General features: G+C 47.9%; 13 protein-coding genes. 5 read left to right on the top strand and 8 right to left on the bottom strand.

Annotated features, from left to right (window positions below):
- Nucleotides 1–90: 90 nt before the first annotated feature.
- Both QMA13_RS07615 and QMA13_RS07610 read right to left on the bottom strand, forming a co-directional pair.
- Nucleotides 91–1608, bottom strand: a complete 1518-nt coding sequence (locus QMA13_RS07615; RefSeq protein WP_282940634.1) for an extracellular solute-binding protein — start codon at nt 1606–1608, stop codon at nt 91–93.
- A 296-nt stretch (nt 1609–1904) separates the two neighbouring features.
- A complete protein-coding gene (locus tag QMA13_RS07610) occupies nt 1905–4241 on the bottom strand; it encodes a helix-turn-helix domain-containing protein (RefSeq protein WP_282940633.1) in 2337 nt (778 codons plus the stop codon).
- A gap of 148 nt (nt 4242–4389) precedes the next feature.
- Between QMA13_RS07610 and QMA13_RS07605 the strand changes: the two genes are divergently transcribed.
- Entirely contained in the window at nt 4390–5232 is an 843-nt protein-coding gene (locus QMA13_RS07605) for a helix-turn-helix transcriptional regulator (RefSeq protein WP_282940632.1), read from the top strand.
- A 49-nt stretch (nt 5233–5281) separates the two neighbouring features.
- Here QMA13_RS07605 and QMA13_RS07600 read toward each other — a convergent pair whose 3' ends face one another.
- From QMA13_RS07600 to QMA13_RS07590, 3 genes are all read right to left on the bottom strand, one after another.
- The gene (locus QMA13_RS07600) at nt 5282–6847 is read right to left on the bottom strand and encodes a glycoside hydrolase family 43 protein (protein ID WP_282940631.1); all 1566 of its coding nucleotides are present in this window, start codon (nt 6845–6847) and stop codon (nt 5282–5284) included.
- 16 nt (nt 6848–6863) lie between these two features.
- On the bottom strand, nt 6864–8351 hold the full coding sequence (locus tag QMA13_RS07595; protein ID WP_282940630.1) for a glycoside hydrolase family 28 protein: 1488 nt from the start codon (nt 8349–8351) through the stop codon (nt 6864–6866).
- Between the two features lie 150 nt (nt 8352–8501).
- Nucleotides 8502–10649: an endo-alpha-N-acetylgalactosaminidase family protein gene (locus tag QMA13_RS07590; protein ID WP_282940629.1), complete on the bottom strand. Its 2148-nt coding sequence runs from the start codon at nt 10647–10649 to the stop codon at nt 8502–8504.
- 277 nt (nt 10650–10926) lie between these two features.
- Between QMA13_RS07590 and QMA13_RS07585 the strand changes: the two genes are divergently transcribed.
- Complete coding sequence (locus tag QMA13_RS07585) at nt 10927–12303, top strand: dipeptidase (protein ID WP_282940628.1); 1377 nt, start codon at nt 10927–10929, stop codon at nt 12301–12303.
- Nucleotides 12304–12363: 60 nt separating this feature from the next.
- Here QMA13_RS07585 and QMA13_RS07580 read toward each other — a convergent pair whose 3' ends face one another.
- Nucleotides 12364–13023, bottom strand: a complete 660-nt coding sequence (locus QMA13_RS07580; RefSeq protein ID WP_282940627.1) for an MgtC/SapB family protein — start codon at nt 13021–13023, stop codon at nt 12364–12366.
- Nucleotides 13024–13076: 53 nt separating this feature from the next.
- Complete coding sequence (locus QMA13_RS07575) at nt 13077–14390, bottom strand: ABC transporter substrate-binding protein (protein WP_481858211.1); 1314 nt, start codon at nt 14388–14390, stop codon at nt 13077–13079.
- A 206-nt stretch (nt 14391–14596) separates the two neighbouring features.
- Here QMA13_RS07575 and QMA13_RS07570 point away from each other — a divergent pair, with 206 nt between their 5' ends.
- The 3 genes from QMA13_RS07570 (at nt 14597) to QMA13_RS07560 (ending at nt 17942) form a co-directional block, all read left to right on the top strand.
- Nucleotides 14597–16408: a cache domain-containing sensor histidine kinase gene (locus tag QMA13_RS07570; protein WP_282940625.1), complete on the top strand. Its 1812-nt coding sequence runs from the start codon at nt 14597–14599 to the stop codon at nt 16406–16408.
- Complete coding sequence (locus tag QMA13_RS07565) at nt 16380–17186, top strand: response regulator transcription factor (protein WP_282940624.1); 807 nt, start codon at nt 16380–16382, stop codon at nt 17184–17186. Before QMA13_RS07570 ends, QMA13_RS07565 begins: the two co-directional genes overlap by 29 nt.
- Nucleotides 17187–17249: 63 nt before the next feature.
- Nucleotides 17250–17942 (top strand): metal-dependent hydrolase, encoded by a 693-nt coding sequence (locus QMA13_RS07560; protein WP_282940623.1) that lies wholly within the window; start codon nt 17250–17252, stop codon nt 17940–17942.
- Between the two features lie 221 nt (nt 17943–18163).
- Here the strand turns inward: QMA13_RS07560 and QMA13_RS07555 are convergent, their stop codons facing one another.
- Nucleotides 18164–18496 (bottom strand): winged helix-turn-helix transcriptional regulator, encoded by a 333-nt coding sequence (locus QMA13_RS07555; RefSeq protein WP_028549431.1) that lies wholly within the window; start codon nt 18494–18496, stop codon nt 18164–18166.
- Between the last annotated feature and the right edge of the window lie 36 nt (nt 18497–18532).

Here is an 18532-nt window from a genome sequence, read left to right as displayed (position 1 = left end):
GCTCGCCGCTTAAATAAAAAAACATCCTTCCCGCAATGCGAGACCTGGATGTCTTAGATCGGTTGTTTGTAAGGAGATGCGTATTAACACTTACCTTTTTAGGCTTTTCTCGTAAGCCTCCTTGTACTCTTGAGCCATTTTGTTACCGCCAGCTTTTTTCCATTTTTCGATTTCTTCTTTCCATGCCAGCTCATCGATTTTTCCCATAATGAAGTTGGTTTCCGCGTCATTAATCATTTGCTCGAGCAGCCTGCCTCTTTCGGAGAAGGTCGCTGAATCCAGTGTCAACGCCGGGTTTGCAACGATGTATTTCTCGTTTTCTTTGGTTATTTGATTGTTTTTGCGGAACAGATCCGTCTGCTTCATAGGCTTCGTAATGTTATAGCTTTCGTTACGCTGAGGCAGCGTGTCCCGGTAAGGCTTTACTTCTTTGGCATCTGCTTCGGGATCCAATGGCGCCGTAAACTCCCCCTTGTCCTCCCAGTGCCTGCCTTCAATTCCTTTGACAAGTAATGTCGCCATCTGGGGATCAAGCAGTTTATCCATGAATGCAAGCACCTTTTTCATCTCATCGACCGATGTTACTGTATCCTTCGGAATGGCAAGAAAGCCGGCGTTGCCGCTTTCACCAGGCAGTCTTCTGCCATTGGGGCCTTCTAAGGCGGCCACCTCTACCACTGGGGAAGGTACGCTCTTCACCAGTTTGTCCTGCATAGTTTGCGCATTCCCCCCGGAAATGCGGATAGCTGTATGGCCCGATTCGAAAGCTTTGTCAATTTCGGCTGCGTCAACTACTGCGAAGTCCTGGTTAATCAGTTTCTCATCATACAGCTTACGGAACAGCTTCATCGTATCAAAGAAGGGCTCAGTCATAAATTCCGGAATAAAGCTGCCATTCTCCACCTTCCATTTATTCGGTCCGCCTTGGGTAACCGAGAGACGGGTCAAGGTCGAGGAGGCATCTTGATTATATCGTTTGTCCAGCATGAATCCATACGTATCCTCTTTACCGTTTTTGTCCGGATCGACCTTGGTCATTATTTTGATCACGTTATACCAATCATCAAGGCTTTTGGGCAGCTTCACACCTGCAGCCTCGAACCAATCCTTACGGTAATGAATGGCAGCGCGACCCAGCTCACGGAATAGCGGAACCCCATATATTTTGCCGTTTACGGCAATGTTATCGTAGAACTGCTGATTTTGCGCAGACAAGTTTTTATAATCGTTTAAATAAGGTCCGATCTCCCAGAATAAATCTGATTTCAATACCCCAGTAATTGTAGCCGTATAGTTCAGCTTAATCAGCTTAGGCAGCTCATTGGAAGCGATCATTACATTCACTTTCTCGTCATAGCTGGAGGTTGGAATCCATTGAATTTGCAAATCGGTATTCGTATAAGCTTGAATTGCTTTCTTCATAGCGTTATCTTTAGGTGGAATTTCTCCTACCTGATTCACAACCAGGGTTAGCGGATACGGTGGGCCGGTATCATTTGCCATTGCATCTTTCATTCCATCCGATGATTTCTCGCCAGAGCAACCCAGCAGTAAGGATAGCAACAGAAATAAAGAGCCCCATGTTAGTATCCACCGCTTATTCCCCATCTGCGAGCCCTCCATTTTACTCTGTCTCTATTGTGACCTACCCAATTCATTAAAAGTGATGCGCCGGCCAAAAGTCTGATATTCACGTATTATCCAACGCGAGTCTATGTATGGCTATAGCTTGCATTTAACTCTTTTTACGCACAATCGCTGGGATAAGCTAATACAACAATGTGATTCGACAATAGTCTGCACATAACTCTACTATAGCCCTTAACAAACTTGCGTGGTAAAGAGTTAACTCAAGTGCAGGCCATTCGGCAGTTATAGCTTCTGGTTGCGAGACACCACACCTTCTACTTATCAAGCAGCTCTCTGTATTGTCCTGGGGTCGTCCCGAATGTTTTACGGAAGGTGCGTATAAAAGCACTAATGTTCTTATACTGAAGCTTTTCGCCGATCTCCGAAATTTTCATCGTCGTTGTCTCCAGCATGACCCTCGCCATATTCATCCGGTATTCGGACAAGTAATCGCTGAACGACACCCCCATTTCTTTTTTGAATACACGACTTAAATAAACCGGATGAAAATGTAACGCAGCAGCGCACGACTCCAGCGTAATTTCTCCGTCGTACAGATCATGGATCATTTTGACGATACGGTCGGCAATATTTACATACTGGCTATCTGCCTTCTCGGAAAGCAATGTGATAATGGGAGCAAACAATCGGGATTGAAACCATAGAGCAATTTCCTCCCGGGTTTGCAGCTTTAAGAGACGCTCTACAGCACTTTCACCATCCAATATTCTCCTCACAGACACTCCTTGGTCTTGAACAATATGCAATATTCGTGACATGAGCTGAACGAGCAATATATGATGCTCACTCATGTAGCCCTCATTATTCAAAACAGAGGATAAATACTGGTTAAAAATATCAACAGCCTTTTCCAGCTTGATCTCCTTAAGCGCTTGAATGAGCTGATCCTCCATCAACTTCAGATGAGAGTATACAGCCGACTCTACCTCTTCGTTGTGCTCAATATCCTCATAATGGGCGATAATATCTGGCCCCAAGCTGATCCTGCACTTCAATGCAGCTATGCTTTCGCCATAAGCCTTAACCGTCTCGGATAACTGGCTGAAGGCCCTACTAATCCCAACGCTGACTTGAAGCTGCAAATACTGCTCCACTTTGATTTTGATCAATTCAGCAGCCTGATACATATACGTCTTCAATTGTTCTGGATCATCGGTTGCTGCCGCCAGCAAAGTGACTTGAGAGGTGCCGAGCAGTATCGGGCTGAACCGTCTCCCGGCAGGCAGAAGCTCTCCAACTATGTTATTGATAGCGAATAAAAGCAGCTCGCGATCCTGCTCCTGGTATCGCGTATCCTGCAGATTATCGATCTGCAGTGTAAGCACCCCAAGACGCTTCCATTCGGTTGGAAAACCGTAAAGCCTGGAACGGTACAAAAAATCACCGTCAGAGATTTGACCCGTAAACAGCTTCAGAACAAAAAATTCCTTCAAATGCCCCGATTGTCCCTGCATCTGCTCTTCCAAGCGACTGCGGGACACTGCCAACGTTTCAATGCTTCCCTTGATGTATTCCAGCTCATCTCTTTTAGCGCCTTCATACGCGTACTCCAACTCGATCTTTTGCGTTAGCTCCAGCAAGCCGCGAATCGGCGAATACATGCGTCGGCTTCCGAAATATCCGATGATCAATACAATGATGAAGATAAAAGCGCAAGCAGCAACGGTAAGCACAGCAATTTTTTTCGTATCCTTCGTAATTTCAGCAATGGAAACGACAGAGACGTAAGTCCATCCGTTATAGCCGGAAGCACGGTACAGCACTGCGACTTCCTTTCCATTTAGCGTTGCATTCAGAAAACCTTGCTTCGGCGATGTACCGCGAACCTGCCCCAGGACGTTGCGATTAATTTCTTCATAAGCTGCTTTTTGATCCGGTGAGGACACAAAAGCTTGCCCTGAAGAGTCCAGAATATAATTATCCGTGCTCCCTGCACTGCTGTTCGGCATCAATATGGACTGTAGGTCTGCAGCTGCTACCTGAATAATGATCAAACCTCTTGGCGTGCTCGTTCTTGGCAGCAGCGGAATTTTCTCTACCAGACTGACCGTATCCAATGTCGGATCCTGCCCTGTCTTGGACCGATTGACGGGAGCATCTTCATCCGAGGACTCGCTTGAAGGGTGAGCCCACTTTTGTGTACTCCAAAACATGCTTGCAGGGTGGGCTGCGTAATTGAGGAATTCGCTTTTATTCCCATACTCGCTCAGCTTCTTCATGACCCCGAGGTTCACGACCCAATTCTTTTCCAGATTGACAAGATATGCCTGCTTTATAACGGAGGTGGACTGCAAATTAGTTAGTTCTGCCGTAAGCTCCCGCACCTGAATGAAATCTTCACCTGTAAGAGAACCGTTCATAGCCGTTTGCACTAACCAAGAATTAGCCAGCTGGGTTGCCGACATCTCTAATGATTTCAACGTTTGCTCGACCCGCATTTGAGTTTGCAGCAGCAGCTGCATATTGCCCTCATTGACCTTTTTCTCCATATCCTGTGATAACAAATAATAAGAAACAAGACCTATAAATACGGTTGGCAGCGCCCCAAGCAGGAGACTGAAGCTAAGCAGCCGAACTAAAAATTTGGACATCTTCTTATCCCCCTTCCCTTGCGTTGCAACCGTTAGTTCGAGCATAAAGCAGAGTTCATCATTATCAGCTTGGTAATCCGGCTGTTATACCTACCCTTGCACTCCCGACCTTGTCTTGCTATGCTAGGCGAAGAGGGGGGAACCCGCATTGAATACGGATTTTGAAATCCATTTTGCCAAGCAAGCCGAGAATCCGGCAATGGATATGTACCATTACCATGACTTTTATGAAATTTATTATTTGTTCGGCGGAGAACGCTACTACTATTTAGAAAATCATATATATCACGTAACCAAAGGGTCCGTAGTTTTCGTAAATAAGAATGATATTCATAAAACACTTGAAGGCGGAGTAGGACATGATCGGGCGGTCATTTACTTTACAGACCGATTTTTAAGCCGGTTTCAACCGGAACAGCTGAGCTTGCTGCTGTCCCCTTTTCGCTCAAGCAGCAAGGTGATCCCTTTCAATAACCAACAGCAGAGCTTTATCGAGAACCTGCTTTTTCAAATGAAGAAAGAATATATGGACACTAAGCTGCCGGGCCGGGCGGAATTCTTCGAGGCGCTGCTCGTTCAATTGCTGCTCTATACGTCCCGAATCTGCATGGAATCCGAGCAAATCACGCCAAAGCCGATGGATGGCAAAATGACGGAGATCATCCGTTACTGCAATGAGCATTATAGGAAACCGCTTACTCTAGAAACCGTATCTTCCCAGTTTTTTATAAGCCCATACTATTTCAGCCGCTTGTTCAAACGCTCAACGGGGTTCCACTTCCCGGAATACATCAATACACTTCGCATCCGTGAAGCACAAAGAATATTGAAGGAAGAACATGGTAAAATGATCGACATCGCTGAGATGGTCGGATATTCCAGCATTACGCACTTTAATCGAACGTTCAAGCAAGTAACGGGCATGGCACCGCTTACGTACAAAAAAATGATTCAAATCGAGCCGGACGGTAAATCCCGAAGCGAAAAGTAAAGATGGATACGGGACCGGTATGGATACCGATCCCGTTGATGTATCCCGTCTATTCGATTCGGAACCAATCGAAATCCGCAAAACCTTTGGAGCTGGACGAAGCATCTTGTTTTAAGCAGAACAATCCTAGCTTAGCGCCAACCCAATGACCAGGAACAGCTTCGAATGGTTCTCCGATCGCTGTATAGATTGTTCCATCCAAGCTGTATTCGAAGGTGCACTGCGCCTCCAGTACGACCTTGACTCTGAAATATACCGTCTTCGTGGAAGCAGGTATCGCGATTGTCTCAGCCGTTTCTTCAGAAGAACCTTCCTTGTTGCCTCTTCCTTTGACGAATACGAGCTGCAGCCCTTCTTCCAAGGATTCCAAGGCCACATAACGGTAATCGTGGCCAAATACCGTCAAACCAGCTCGTTCATGTGCCGTACCAGGCGTGAATTCCAGCTTGGCTGTTGCCGTAAATTCTGGCGCAGGCAGCTTCTGACATAGAATGCTTGGCACATCATAGAAGGTGTTCGTTCCTTCCCTAAGCGGCTGCGCATGAAGTCGAAGATGCCCCGGCCGATCTTCAAGAGAGTACCATTCCGTACGGTTATTCGCCTGCCACTGCCATTGGAGTCCCAATACAGACTCTTCGAACTCGTCACTAGTTTCTGGTACTGCTGACGGATACTCATGTCCAACATTCGGTTTCTTATGAACAAGCACCGGCTCGCCGATCCCGTCTCCGTTCGTATCGATGCCCATGACCGGCCAGTCATTCTCCCATGTCATTGGCTGTAGATGAGCAATCCGTCCGTACGCCTCGCGGTCTTGGAAATGAATGAACCAGGATTCTCCTGACTCCAGCTCCACATACCCACCCTGATGAGGACCATTAACAATGGAATCTCCTTGATGAAGAACAATTTTATCCTCGTAAGGTCCAAAAATATGTTTAGACCGCAAAATGGTCTGCCATCCTACCGATACGCCGCCCGCTGGAGCGAAGATATAATAATATCCATTACGCTTATAAAATTTCGGGCCTTCAAGAGTTGGATGATTCTCCGTACCATCAAAGATCAAAGTTCCTTCATCCAAAAGTGCTGTGCCATCTGGATTCATCCGACACACCTGCAGCTTGCTTTTGATGCCACAGCGGCTTTTGGCAAAAGCATGCACCAGATAAGCTTGACCGTCCTCATCCCAGAACGGGCATGTATCTATATAGCCCTTGACTTCCTTCACCAGATGCAGAGGAGTCCATGGACCCGCAGGATTGGTCGCCGTTGTCATAAAAATCCCTTCGTCCGGCGCGCCGAAATAAATCCAGAACTTCCCATCGTGATAGCGAATGCTTGGAGCCCAAACTCCGTCTCCATGACGTACACCATCAAACTCTTGTGGAAGCTCTTGGATTGCATGTCCAATAAGCGTCCAGTTCACTAAATCCTTCGAGTGAAGGATAGGAAGTCCTGGCGTGCTGTTAAAGCTGGATGCCGTCATGTAGAAGTCTTCCCCTACACGAATGACATCGGGGTCCGAATAATCGGCGTAAATGATCGGATTACGGTAAGTTCCGTCACCCAAGTCGGCATACCAAACCGGTTGTTGTTGACTGCTGACACTCATGTTTTCCAATCTCCTTTTACTTAGATAATGTCTCGAACCCATAAGCTCGAGGTCCTTCGCACTCTTTGCCTGCAGCGTCTTCAAAGCGAATGTTTCGGCAGTTCCGCTCCATAAATTCTGTGTCCGGCTTAGCCGCCACCTTCACTTCACGGAACACCAAATTTTCCGCATCGATACAAGTCAGTCCTTCATCCGCAGCCACAGTCACTCTTTCGAAACGCAAATTTTGCAAAAGCATTTCCGGAAGTCCACGGATGAAAATTCCTTTTTCAGCTCCGGAGCAGTACGTATCCGTTATCGAAATGTTCCGGAAGCATGGAGTTTCCTCCGTCACCGGAGCCATATCGGCGTATTCCTGCTTAATTTCGTAATACATATCGAAAACTATGGCGTCTTTGATAATATCTTTCATCCAAATATTGGATATTTTAATGTTTTCAACCATTCCGCCGCGGCCTCGGGTGCTTTTGAAGCGCAGTCCATTGTCGGTACCAATAAACGTGCAATCCGATACGTTCACATGCCGGATGCCGCCGGACATTTCACTGCCGACCGTAAAACCGCCGTGGCCATGATACACTGTACAATTGCGGATCGTCACGTATTCGGTCGGCACGCCTGTCCGCCGTCCTTGTTCGTTCTTGCCTGATTTAAGACAAATCGCGTCGTCACCAACATCGAAGGACGAATCCATGACGTTAGCGTACCGGCATGATTCCAGATCAAGTCCGTCTCCATTAACGGAATACCATGGATTGCGCACAGTGACATGACGAATCGTCACATGCTCACACAGTCGCAGATGCAGGTTCCAGCTGCCAGAGTTTTGGAAGGTCGGCCCCTCCAGCAATACGCGGTTGCAGCCCGTCAGTCCAACCAAAACCGGACGCAAATACACTTTATAAGGCTCATAGGCAGCAATTTCCATCACGCCTTCAGCCTGCAATGCCTCGGTCACACGCCTTCCTTCGCTCGCCTCCTGCGTCGGCCACCATAGATTATTGGCATCAACGAAGCCTCCAGAAGCAACTATATGTCTCCATTGACGGTCGGTCATCTTATGTTTCTTGACGCACCGCCAGGCATCTCCCGAGCCGTCGAAAATTCCTTGGCCCGTTATGGCAATATCCGTTAAGTTCTCACCGTAAATAGGAGGCATCGCTCTTACAGCCTGCAGCCCCTCATAATTGCTCAGAATGAGTGGGTAATCATCAAAATCACGGCTAAAAGTAACAAGGGCCCCTTCCTCAGCTTGCAGCCTTACTCTGCTTTGCAGCCTGATTGGTCCTGTCAGCCAAATTCCTTTGGGGATGATGACGGTTCCCCCGCCGGCAGCCGCGCACGCCGCCACTGCATCATTAAAAGCATCTGTATTTTTAACTATCCCGTCGCCTATTGCTCCGTAATCGGTAACGGAACAGGTCCATTCTGGGAAAATAGGGATGCGGACATCTTCTGTACGGAAACCCGCATTGCTCGCATCCATGTTATGTTGCTCAGTCATCGAGAAGCTCCTTTTTCATTTCCATATAAGGCCGGATCCGACTTGCTGCATGCAATAACATTGTAAAGCAATTCCACTGCACGGTTCTACACAATACATGCTCAGAAAAAAGCAACTTAACAATTCTTGCACTCAGGGCTGCCAAACAATCTAGCGATTTACGGGTTCCGTTCCCGTCGGAAATAAAGATACTCCTTGATCTGCTTGTAAAGTCAGCTTGATTGTCCCATTGACGACAGGAATATGGATCGGCTCTCCTGCAAGCCCCTCAAGACTAATTTCATAAAGAACAGCTTGAGATAGTTCGCTCCAGGTATCCGGAAGCTGCCATTCCTTCTCCGTATACCCATGCTTACTGTACGCAATCCATTCGGCAGCTTCTTCGTTCCACAGCGCTGGAAACAAGACGTCGTCCCCATCCCGAAGTATACGATTCTCTTGTCTAATGATCCGATAATTGTCCCCATTGGAGCTTGTGACCTGTTCCGAGAAATGAATGATGTCGGAATCCTCTTCCAACCGCTCTAAACGGTTTAAAAAATACCAAGGAAGTGTATTTAACGCAAAGTCTTGAAGGAAACCTGCAAGTTGGGCAGGGTCCTGCTTCATAATGCTTTCTCCGAGCATACTTGATCCGAAACGGGGATCGCCTCCATCACCGCCAACATACAAACTGGCAGGCACCTGCAGCTGCTCCTGCGTTTGGAATCGGACATGCCATGCAAACGGCTGAAGCCCGATTAAGGGATCGCTGCGATAGCTTTTGTCAAATTCAGCGGTGAAATCTATCCCTCGTTCCCTGAAATAGCGGATGATCTGCTTCTGGGTCTCGATTTCCTTCTCGACTGGAATGCCGTGAAACGGACTAATCGGATCGATCTGCTGACGCGGAATATGCTGGTGGAACGCATCGACATGAATTGTCCCAGCATCTTGTACAGGCAGCAGCTGGAGCAGCTGGTCGATACGTCTTTGGGTTAGTCCCTCTTCCCACTCCCTTGTGTAACTAATCGGGTATCCCCATACATAGGTGCGCAGGGTTCCGTCTTCCATCCTCGCAATAATATCCTTGTCCACATATTCCTGCCATAACGGGCTTGTATCACTGGCATCTAACAAGTTGATATGCAGGCTGACCGTCGTATGGTATTGGCGCGCTTCGCTCATCAACCATTTCAGGCTGTCTTCCGCAGCCGAATCTTCCTTGCGCTTCAGCTTCTCATTGACGACATGGAGCGCCGGATAGCCCGTATCATGCCCTTCGAATTGCCAGCCCACCAAGTAGATGATTTTGGGGATGCTTCTTGTCAAACGATCTACCTTTTTTATGATTTCGAGAGCCTGCTCGAATGTGATGAACACCTCGCCCTCCCGATTAGCCATGAACATTTTCATCGTCAGCGTTTGATGGTACGCAAAGTTGAAGGGTCGGTCCGGTGCAAACTCCACTGTTATCTCGGCATCGGCCGTCCTAGTCACTCCATCCATGGTGACAAGCACCGTAACCGTTGCTGTTCCTGCTGACTCGAGCTTTGTCCCTGCCCGCACTTCTGCACCTGTTGGCGTCGGCAGAAGCGAAGCGATTCTACTGGCATTGCTTGCTATGTATTGGATCTGCGCATAACGAAGATCGGCTTCACTTCCATCACTCATGATGCCGCTTAGGGTTAGGAATGCCCGGCCATCCAACCTCAGGATCGATGTATCCGCTGTCAATATGACGGAATTTAGCTGTAGCCGGGAGTCTTTATTCCCCTCGTTGACTAACAGTTCTGTTATCGAGCGCTGCAGCCTAGCTTGAGCAGAATCAAGCCCAGCTTGGCTTGCTTGCGAGTTTGCACACAGTCTCTCTGCCTCAAGTATGGCATCCCTCAGAACATTCAGCGGCTCCGTACCTGCATGAGCCAACTTCCGCTCCGCTGCCTCATACTGCTGCTTTGCTTGAACTAGTACACTTTGCAGTGATGCAGTATAAAGCATAACGGATGACGCAAGACCTGGAACGATAAGCTGAAGAGGCACGGTCTCCGCTGAACCTCCATTAGCCTGCTCCACCACTCCAAGAACCAGCATCACGACGGTATCCTGCCCAATGACCGGAAAAATTTGTGCATCTTTAGGGATGACATCTTCTCTGCTTGAGCTTATGATCCGGATCTCAAACCCCGAAGGTACTGTCGGCAGCGAGAGAATGGTTTGCCCCTGGGCCGGAGCATCCAACGATTGAATAGATGCAGCTATAGCTGCTGCGGCTGATGATTCCGGTTTACAAGACTCCTGATGACCTGATAAGTTCAATTGAGCTCACTTCCTCTTTTATCGATTTATTTCGATTGTAATCAGAATATTGCTGAAGACTTAAGATAACCATGCATTCATGATCAGCATAACGGATCTGACAAGTTCCGTAAACCCGGTTTTTCCCTGCTCTATCACCTTACATCCATCCTCATTATTCGGTCTCAACGAGAAACTATGATATATTGAAATCAACCTCTGTTAAAGTTTCGAAAGAGGAACGACTACATACACAATCAGAAGAACCCAAACTATTAATTTTTGAGGTGAATCGTTTATGGAATCTGCATTGCAAGCTTATTTGACAGAGCATCGGGACCGCCATTTGGAGGAAGTGATGGAATTTGTCCGCATTCCAAGCATTAGTGCGAGTACGGAGCATAAGCCTGATATGACAAGAGCCGCCGAATGGTTGGCCGAGGCGCTTCGCAAAGCTGGTTTGGAAAATGTGGAGGTGCTAGCTACCGCAGGGCATCCTGTTGTTTATGGGGATTGGCTTCATGCACCCGGTCAGCCAACCGCTCTGATCTACGGTCATTATGACGTACAGCCTGCCGATCCTTTAGATCAATGGAATACCCCTCCGTTTGAGCCCGTTATTCGTGACAATAAGCTGTATGGCCGTGGCGCAACAGATGATAAGGCGCAGCTCTACACTCACGTTAAAACGGTTGAGGCCTTTCTACAAACTAGCGGGAAGCTTCCTGTCAATGTGAAGTTCTGCATCGAAGGGGAAGAAGAAATTGCTAGCCCAAGCCTTCCAGCCTTTCTGGAGAATCAAGCCGAACGCTTGAAGGCCGATGCCATCGTTATCTCTGACGGGCCTATGCACGACGAAGGTATTCCTTCGATTTGCTACGGACTAAGAGGACTATGCGGCTTTCAGCTCGACATCCAAGGGCCGAAGAACGACCTGCACTCCGGCTTGTACGGCGGTGGTGTTGCGAATCCAACGATTGCACTAGTCCAACTGCTCTCCTCTATGCGTTCAGATAATGGACATATTACGATCGAGGGCTTTTATGACGGAGTCAATGAATTATCCGAAACCGAACGCGCCGCATTCCGAGCGCTTCATTTCGATGACGCTAAGCAAGCCAAAGATTTGGCAGTTCCCGAGCTGACTGGTGAAGAAGGCTTCTCGTTCCTTGAGAGGACAACAGCCCGCCCAACGCTCGAAATTAACGGCATCTACGGAGGATACCAGGGCGAAGGACTCAAGCCTATCGTTCCCTCAACGGCTGGAGCCAAAATTTCCTGCAGACTGGTCGATAACCAAGAGCCTGACGAGGTTATGAAACGGATCGAAGCTCACATCCAAAAGCACAAACCGGCAGGCGTGACGGTGAAGGTTCAGCAAACTCACCGCGGTAAACCGTTCTATATTTCACCGGAGCATCCCTATATCCAAGCGGCTGCACGGGCATATGAATCTGGATTCGGCACAGCCCCGGTTTATATTCGCAGCGGCGGCTCCATACCAATCGTGGAAGTATTCGCGCGAGTACTGAGCGCTCCTGTCGTCATGATGGATTTCGGACTCCCTGGAGAGAACATGCACGGGCCTAACGAGCATTTCCATCTGGAAAATTTCGATAAGGGTATCGCAACCCTATGCCAATACTGGCAGGAGCTGCATGCAGCAGCTAAATAATGCATGTATAACAAGAGACCGTCCCTATTAGGATAGCAGGGACGGTCTCTTTGAGTTAATCTAATGAATTTCGATCGATTTGACGATCCGGTTTTCTTGTATGAACGTAAGGAAATCTTCAACGCCATAAGCGCCTGGAAGTCGCACCAGCATGACCAAGTGAATCATATCGTCCGAATGCTCTTCAACCTGTAGACTCAACACTGTAATATTTTTTTGCTTCAGCATTTGCTGAATGCCTTCCATACATCCGGGTATGTTCGAAATTTGCATGGTGACCTGCTCCGTCTTCGGCGAAGCCAACCAATTGAATCGGCGATGCAAAATGATTTGCGCCAAAATAATAATAATTGTCGCCCCGGCTCCCATTAAGTACATACCCGAACCAATCGCCATGCCAATACCTGCTGTTGCCCAAATGCCTGCTGCGGTCGTCAATCCTTTAACCGTATGCTTATGCATAAAGATCATACCTGCTCCAAGGAAGCCTACTCCGCTAACGATTTGCGCAGCGATACGGGAAGGGTCAACCACGAGGTTCTCCCATCCTATCTGATCCTGAAAGCCATACTTGGAGATGCACATCATGAGAGATGCTCCGATTGCAACAACGAAATGAGTTCGAATTCCCGCTTCTTTCATTCGGTTTTTGCGTTCGTATCCTATGAATGCTCCGCAAATGCCGGCAATAATAACGCGTATTAAATAATCATATTCCATCGATTCAGCCTCCTGTCATCCTTCTTATTACCCTAAATCGCCGTGCGAGTACTCTATTGGAATGGCTGCAGCTCCTTATCCGCTTCGTTTTGGGCTTGCTTAAGGGCTTCGGCTGGGGACTTTCTGCCAGATAAAGCCTCCTGAATCGCCTCTTCCAGCACTCTTATCACTTTTTCGTTATTGTGTGTAGACAGCTCCTCGTCTGCATAGACGAGCTGATCTCTTGCGACGAGCGCGGCGGGATATTGCTGTGTGTAACTTTTCATCCTGTCCGTATCATAAGCGGATTTGCGAACGGCAACATAGCCGGTGTCCATGCTCCATTGAGCTACCCTCTCTGGCTCCGTCATCCAGCGTACAAAGATCCATGACGCCTTATGCCGCTCTTCGCTCGTTCCTTTGAATATATAGAAGTTGCCGCCTCCGGTTGGAGTGGCGAAACGCCTGCTCTTCGGTGGGAAGGCAACGTGAAAAGGAAATGAGGCCGTCTTTCTCATGTTGGTCAAATTCCCGGAAGTATAGTACATCATAGCTGTTTTGCCGCTTAAAAAATCGGCTGGAACTGCTGCCCAATTAAGCGGATGTATCGGCATCACATGCTGTTCTCTGGAAAGACGAAGCCAATACTCCAGTGCACCCGCATTTTCGGGAGTATCGAAATATACCTGCTTACCGTCGGGAGACATCAGCATACCCCCGTTCTGCAAAGCAAGCATTTGAAACATCCACGTAGAGTTCGTGCTTCCCGAGGAAGGTATTTCAATCCCCCACCGCTTATCGGTGGTCAGTTGCTTGGCGACACGTCTCAAGTCGTCCCATGTCTCCGGAGGCTTAGAGGGATCAAGTCCCGCTTCACGAAATGCATCTGCGTTATAGTACAGCAGCACAGTGCTGCGTTGAAAGGGAATGCTGTAGGTATGGCCTCCCGTCTGGGAATTCACGAGGAAAGGCTCATAGAAATCCGACAAGTATGCGGTTCCGCCCTCTTTGGCTATAAACGGATCCAATGAAACTATGGCATTCATATCAAGCAAGGTGAATAGCTGCGTGGAAGGAAGCACGGCTACATCCGGCGGATTGTTTCCTAATACGGATGCTTGCGTTTTGATTGTTGCATCGTTGTAGTTGCCCATGTAAATAGGCTTTACGCGAATATCCGGATACTCCTTCATGAACTGCTCCACCATGCCTTCCAGGGTTGCCGTCACCGGGCCTCCGACATCGATCGGATAATAAAAAGTCAGCTCCGTCTTCGTCTTAGGTGGCGTTTCAGAGCCTCCCTGCAAAGCAAATTTATTGTTATTGCAGCCAACTGCTAGAAGGACCGTGATAAGAATAACGGCGGTAGCTCTAGTACTCATCCTTATTTTCATATCCATCTTCCTTCATTGCTTCGGTTTCCATCATTATAGGGAAATCCATTATGGATAGAAACCCTCTATCCTTAAGGAAAGGTACTAAATGTTAAGGTAGGAGCCTTTCCGCGAAACCTTTTATGATAAAATAGAAATTCAACAGCGGCGGATCGCGCCTCTGCGAGTTACAGTACAAAAAAGGACTGCTGCCTATGTCGATGACGTTAAGAAAAAAAATTGTACTTATGTTCATTTTATTGATAGCCATCCCGCTCATAGCCCAAGGAATTATTACCTACATAGACTTTTCCTCATCCGTGGAACGCAAGACCGTTGACTATACGGTTCAAATTTTAAGCCAAATTAACCGAAGTATGGATCAAACACTCAAGGAGCAGATGCAAAATTTATCGCTTCTTCCCTTATACAATACCGAGGTCCGCAATATCCTGGATAAATACAGCGACCCGCAGCTCTCTCCAGCAGCACCTACTCTTGAAGAGCGCAGTCAAATGTTTCACGCTATCGCCGGCACAACCTCCTACTACTCCGAAATAAGAGGCGTTCAAATCATATGCAATAACGGGAGTCTCTTTTCCAGTATGGATCCTTATCTGGTCCGACCCTCCATTCGTTGGGATCACGAGCCTTGGTATGATAAAGTTCAGCAAGGCAACGGAGAATGGGTGCTCATCCCTCAGCATCGACCGGACTACCTATTGGAGGATTCCAAATCAGGGCCTTATATTGCCGCTGCACGATTAATTCGGGAACCGGGCTCAAAGCAGGTCAAGGGCTTGGTGAAAATCGACTTTAGACTGGACGTGTTCCAAAATATTTCGGAAAATTACCGATTTGCCCAAATCGGCAATCTGATGGTGCTTAACGAGAACAACGAGCTGTTCTATGAACAAAATAACGAGCATTTGAATGACCAGACCAAGTCCCTTCTGCTGCAATCGGGTCTGCCTAATGAAAATGGGATTGTTAGCAGCCGTATACCGGGGGCCTCCTTTTTGACAATCGTTGATCGCTCTTCTTTTTCCGGTTTGAAAGTCATCAGCTTTATCCCGGTATCATCGCTCCATCAAGAGACTGAGCAATTCCGACGATTTACGCTGCTTACTCTGATTGTCTGTTTGGCTGCTGCATGCGGTGCCGCTATATGGTTCTCCTATAAGCTGAGCCGCCCGCTCATTGAGATGAAGGAGAAAATGCATTTGGTCGAGAAGGGGAAGCTGAAGCAGCAAATGACGATTCATTCTCAGGACGAGATTGGGCAGCTTAGCAGCGGCTTTAACCGGATGTCGGAGGAAATCGATCGCCTTGTAAATGAGGTATATGTCGTCAGGTTGAAGGAAAAGGAAGCACAGCTATCCGTCCTGCTGACACAGATGAATCCCCATTTTTTATACAATACCTTGGAATCCATTAATATGATGGCCATTCGAAGAGAAGCATTTGAGATCTCCGATATGGTGTCATCGCTTGGTCAGCTTCTCCGTCATTCTATCGGTACATATAGTCGGCTCGTTTTGTTGGAGGATGAAATCGCCTCCATCGCTTCGTATGTGAGCATTCAGCAGCTCCGGTACGGTGACCATCTTAATGCCGTTTTTCAGGTAGATGAAGCGCTGCTTCCTCTCTACGTTCCCAAGCTGCTGCTGCAACCGTTGGTAGAAAATGCCATTTACCACGGTATCGATGGAATTGACCGACCAGGTACGATCTGGATCTCCGCGGCGCGTTTCGAAGATGAGCTTCTGCTAACCGTGACGGATAATGGCAAGGGGCTTACCGAAGATGAGATTGAAGCGCTGCAGCAGAAGATCTCCACTCCGGGTCCAGAGGAGGAATCGACGAACGGATTGGCTTTGCGTAATATGAATCAACGATTGGTCCTTATGTTCGGAGAGCAGTACGGATTGCTTATCGACGGAAGCCCAGGGCAGGGCGTGTCTATTACAGTCTCTATTCCAGTAATTGAAAGGAGCGAGGACTATGTACAAAGTGCTGCTAGTGGAGGATGAGCAGTTAATTCGTGAAGGGATCAAACGACTCATTGAGCAGTTATCCAGTGACTTTACCGTCACAATGGAAGCGGTTAACGGTAAAGAAGCGTTAGCTTACTTAGGCAGCGGGATGCCTGATCTGATCATTACGGATATTCGCATGCGCGAGATGGATGGACTCTCTTTTATACAAGAAGTCCGCAAGCGCTATGCGGAGCTCCCTATCATGATCATCAGCGGCTATCAGGACTTTCATTATGCCCAGCAAGCGATTCGCTGTGAGGTAACCGACTATTTACTGAAGCCGATCAATCGGCGGGCCTTTTTGACGGCATTGGAGAAAATTCTCGGTAAGCTTAATAAAATGCACGGCATGGATTCTAAGGAAGACGGAAATGAGGATCCGGCCGCCTCTGTCTTTAAAGGAAATCATAACTTTACCATTCGAACCGTAAAGGAATACATTACCGCTCATCCCGAGGACGATCTGAGCCTCAAGATGATCGCCGACTTCATTGATCTGCACCCTGCCTACCTCAGCCATCTGTTCAAAGGTGAAACCGGCCAAAATTTATCCGATTATATTACCGACGTCCGGATGGAAAGGGCCAAGTATTTATTGTCCCGCACTCATTTGAAGGTATACAACGTAGCTCGGCTGTCCGGCTACCAGAGCCCTAAACACTTTGCCCTCGTCTTCAAGCAGCAGGTCGGCATGACTCCAGGCGCTTATCGGGATTCGGTAGGAGGCGATGGCATGCAGGCTGATGTTGAAGGAGTCGGCCCCCCTGTTTGAATGCTGTTCATGGGTCTATTATAATAAAACATAAGATCAAAATAATAACCAAGAGGTGCCGTTATGTTAAAAGTGGAATATCATGGCCATTCCTGCGTTCAGCTGTCTGACGGAGAGCATTCCCTTATCATCGATCCGTTCCTCACCGATAACCCTTCGGCTATCGTCAAGCCGGAATCGATTCGTGTTCAGCATGTATTGCTCACTCATGCTCACGCCGATCATATTCAGAATGCTGTAGAAATTGCCAAAGCAAACGACGCTACATTGATCGCCATCCATGAGCTTGCTACCTATCTGAGCTGGCAGGGCGTGAAAGCTAGAGATATGAATATCGGAGGCCGCCTATCGCTAGGCTTTGCAGAACTGCAAATGGTCCAAGCCTTCCATAGCTCCGGTATCATTGATCACAATAAGCAGGAAATCATTTATGCTGGAATGCCAGCCGGCTTTATTATTCGCTGGAACGGCCACACGATATTGCATGCAGGAGATACGAACCTGTTCCTGGATATGAAGCTGATCGGAGAGCGCAATTCCATTGACTTGGCATTCCTTCCGATCGGGGACCTGTTCACCATGGGACCAGAGGATGCTGCTGTAGCAGCCGAGTGGCTGCAGGCCAAGCAGGTCGTTCCTGTGCACTACAATACCTTCGAGCTGATTCAACAGGACGGGGCCAACTTCGTGGAAATGCTGAAAAGCCGCGGAATTCAAGGAACTGTTATGCATCCTGGAGAGCATATTACTTTATAAGCTCAAATCAAAAAAGCCTGTAGACACCTTTCCCTAGGAAAGCCGTCTGGAGGCTTTTTTTGAATCGCTCTCCATATCCTAGACAAATTTTGTTCGTTCTACCCATTTCATTGAAAATGTAAACTATGCGAGCTAAGACCACACAAAAAAGGCCCTTGCAACTATAGCGCAAGCACCGTCCCAAGCAGCCAGCCGACTCTCTTGAAGAGCGGCTGGTTTTATTATGGCTGTTGGTTACCCCATTTCACCACCCATTTATCCATCTCCTTTAAGGCTGCCCGGAAGTCAATCCCCTTTTCTGTTAGAGAATACTCCACAGTCACCGGCACAGTAGGGAAAACTTCACGTCGTACGACCCCGGTTTGTTCCAAATGGCGCAGCGTATCCGTCAGTGACTGGGTTTTAACGATAGCTACATCTCTTTGCAATTGTTTAAATCTTCTTGGACCTTTATGCAGCTCCGCAATGATTAGAAAGGCCCATTTGGCACCAAGAATCCGAAGCACCTCGCATATGTTGGAGCCAGCAGGTTCGTTATCTTGTAAAGGTTCCATCCGAAGAGCACCTCACTTACAATTAGTTAGTTAGTC

The sequence above is a fragment of the Paenibacillus sp. RC67 genome, from assembly GCF_030020805.1.
Taxonomy (GTDB): Bacteria; Bacillota; Bacilli; order Paenibacillales; family NBRC-103111; genus Paenibacillus_S.
Note: the sequence above shows the minus strand (reverse complement) of the source record. Positions and strands in the feature narration are given on the sequence as shown.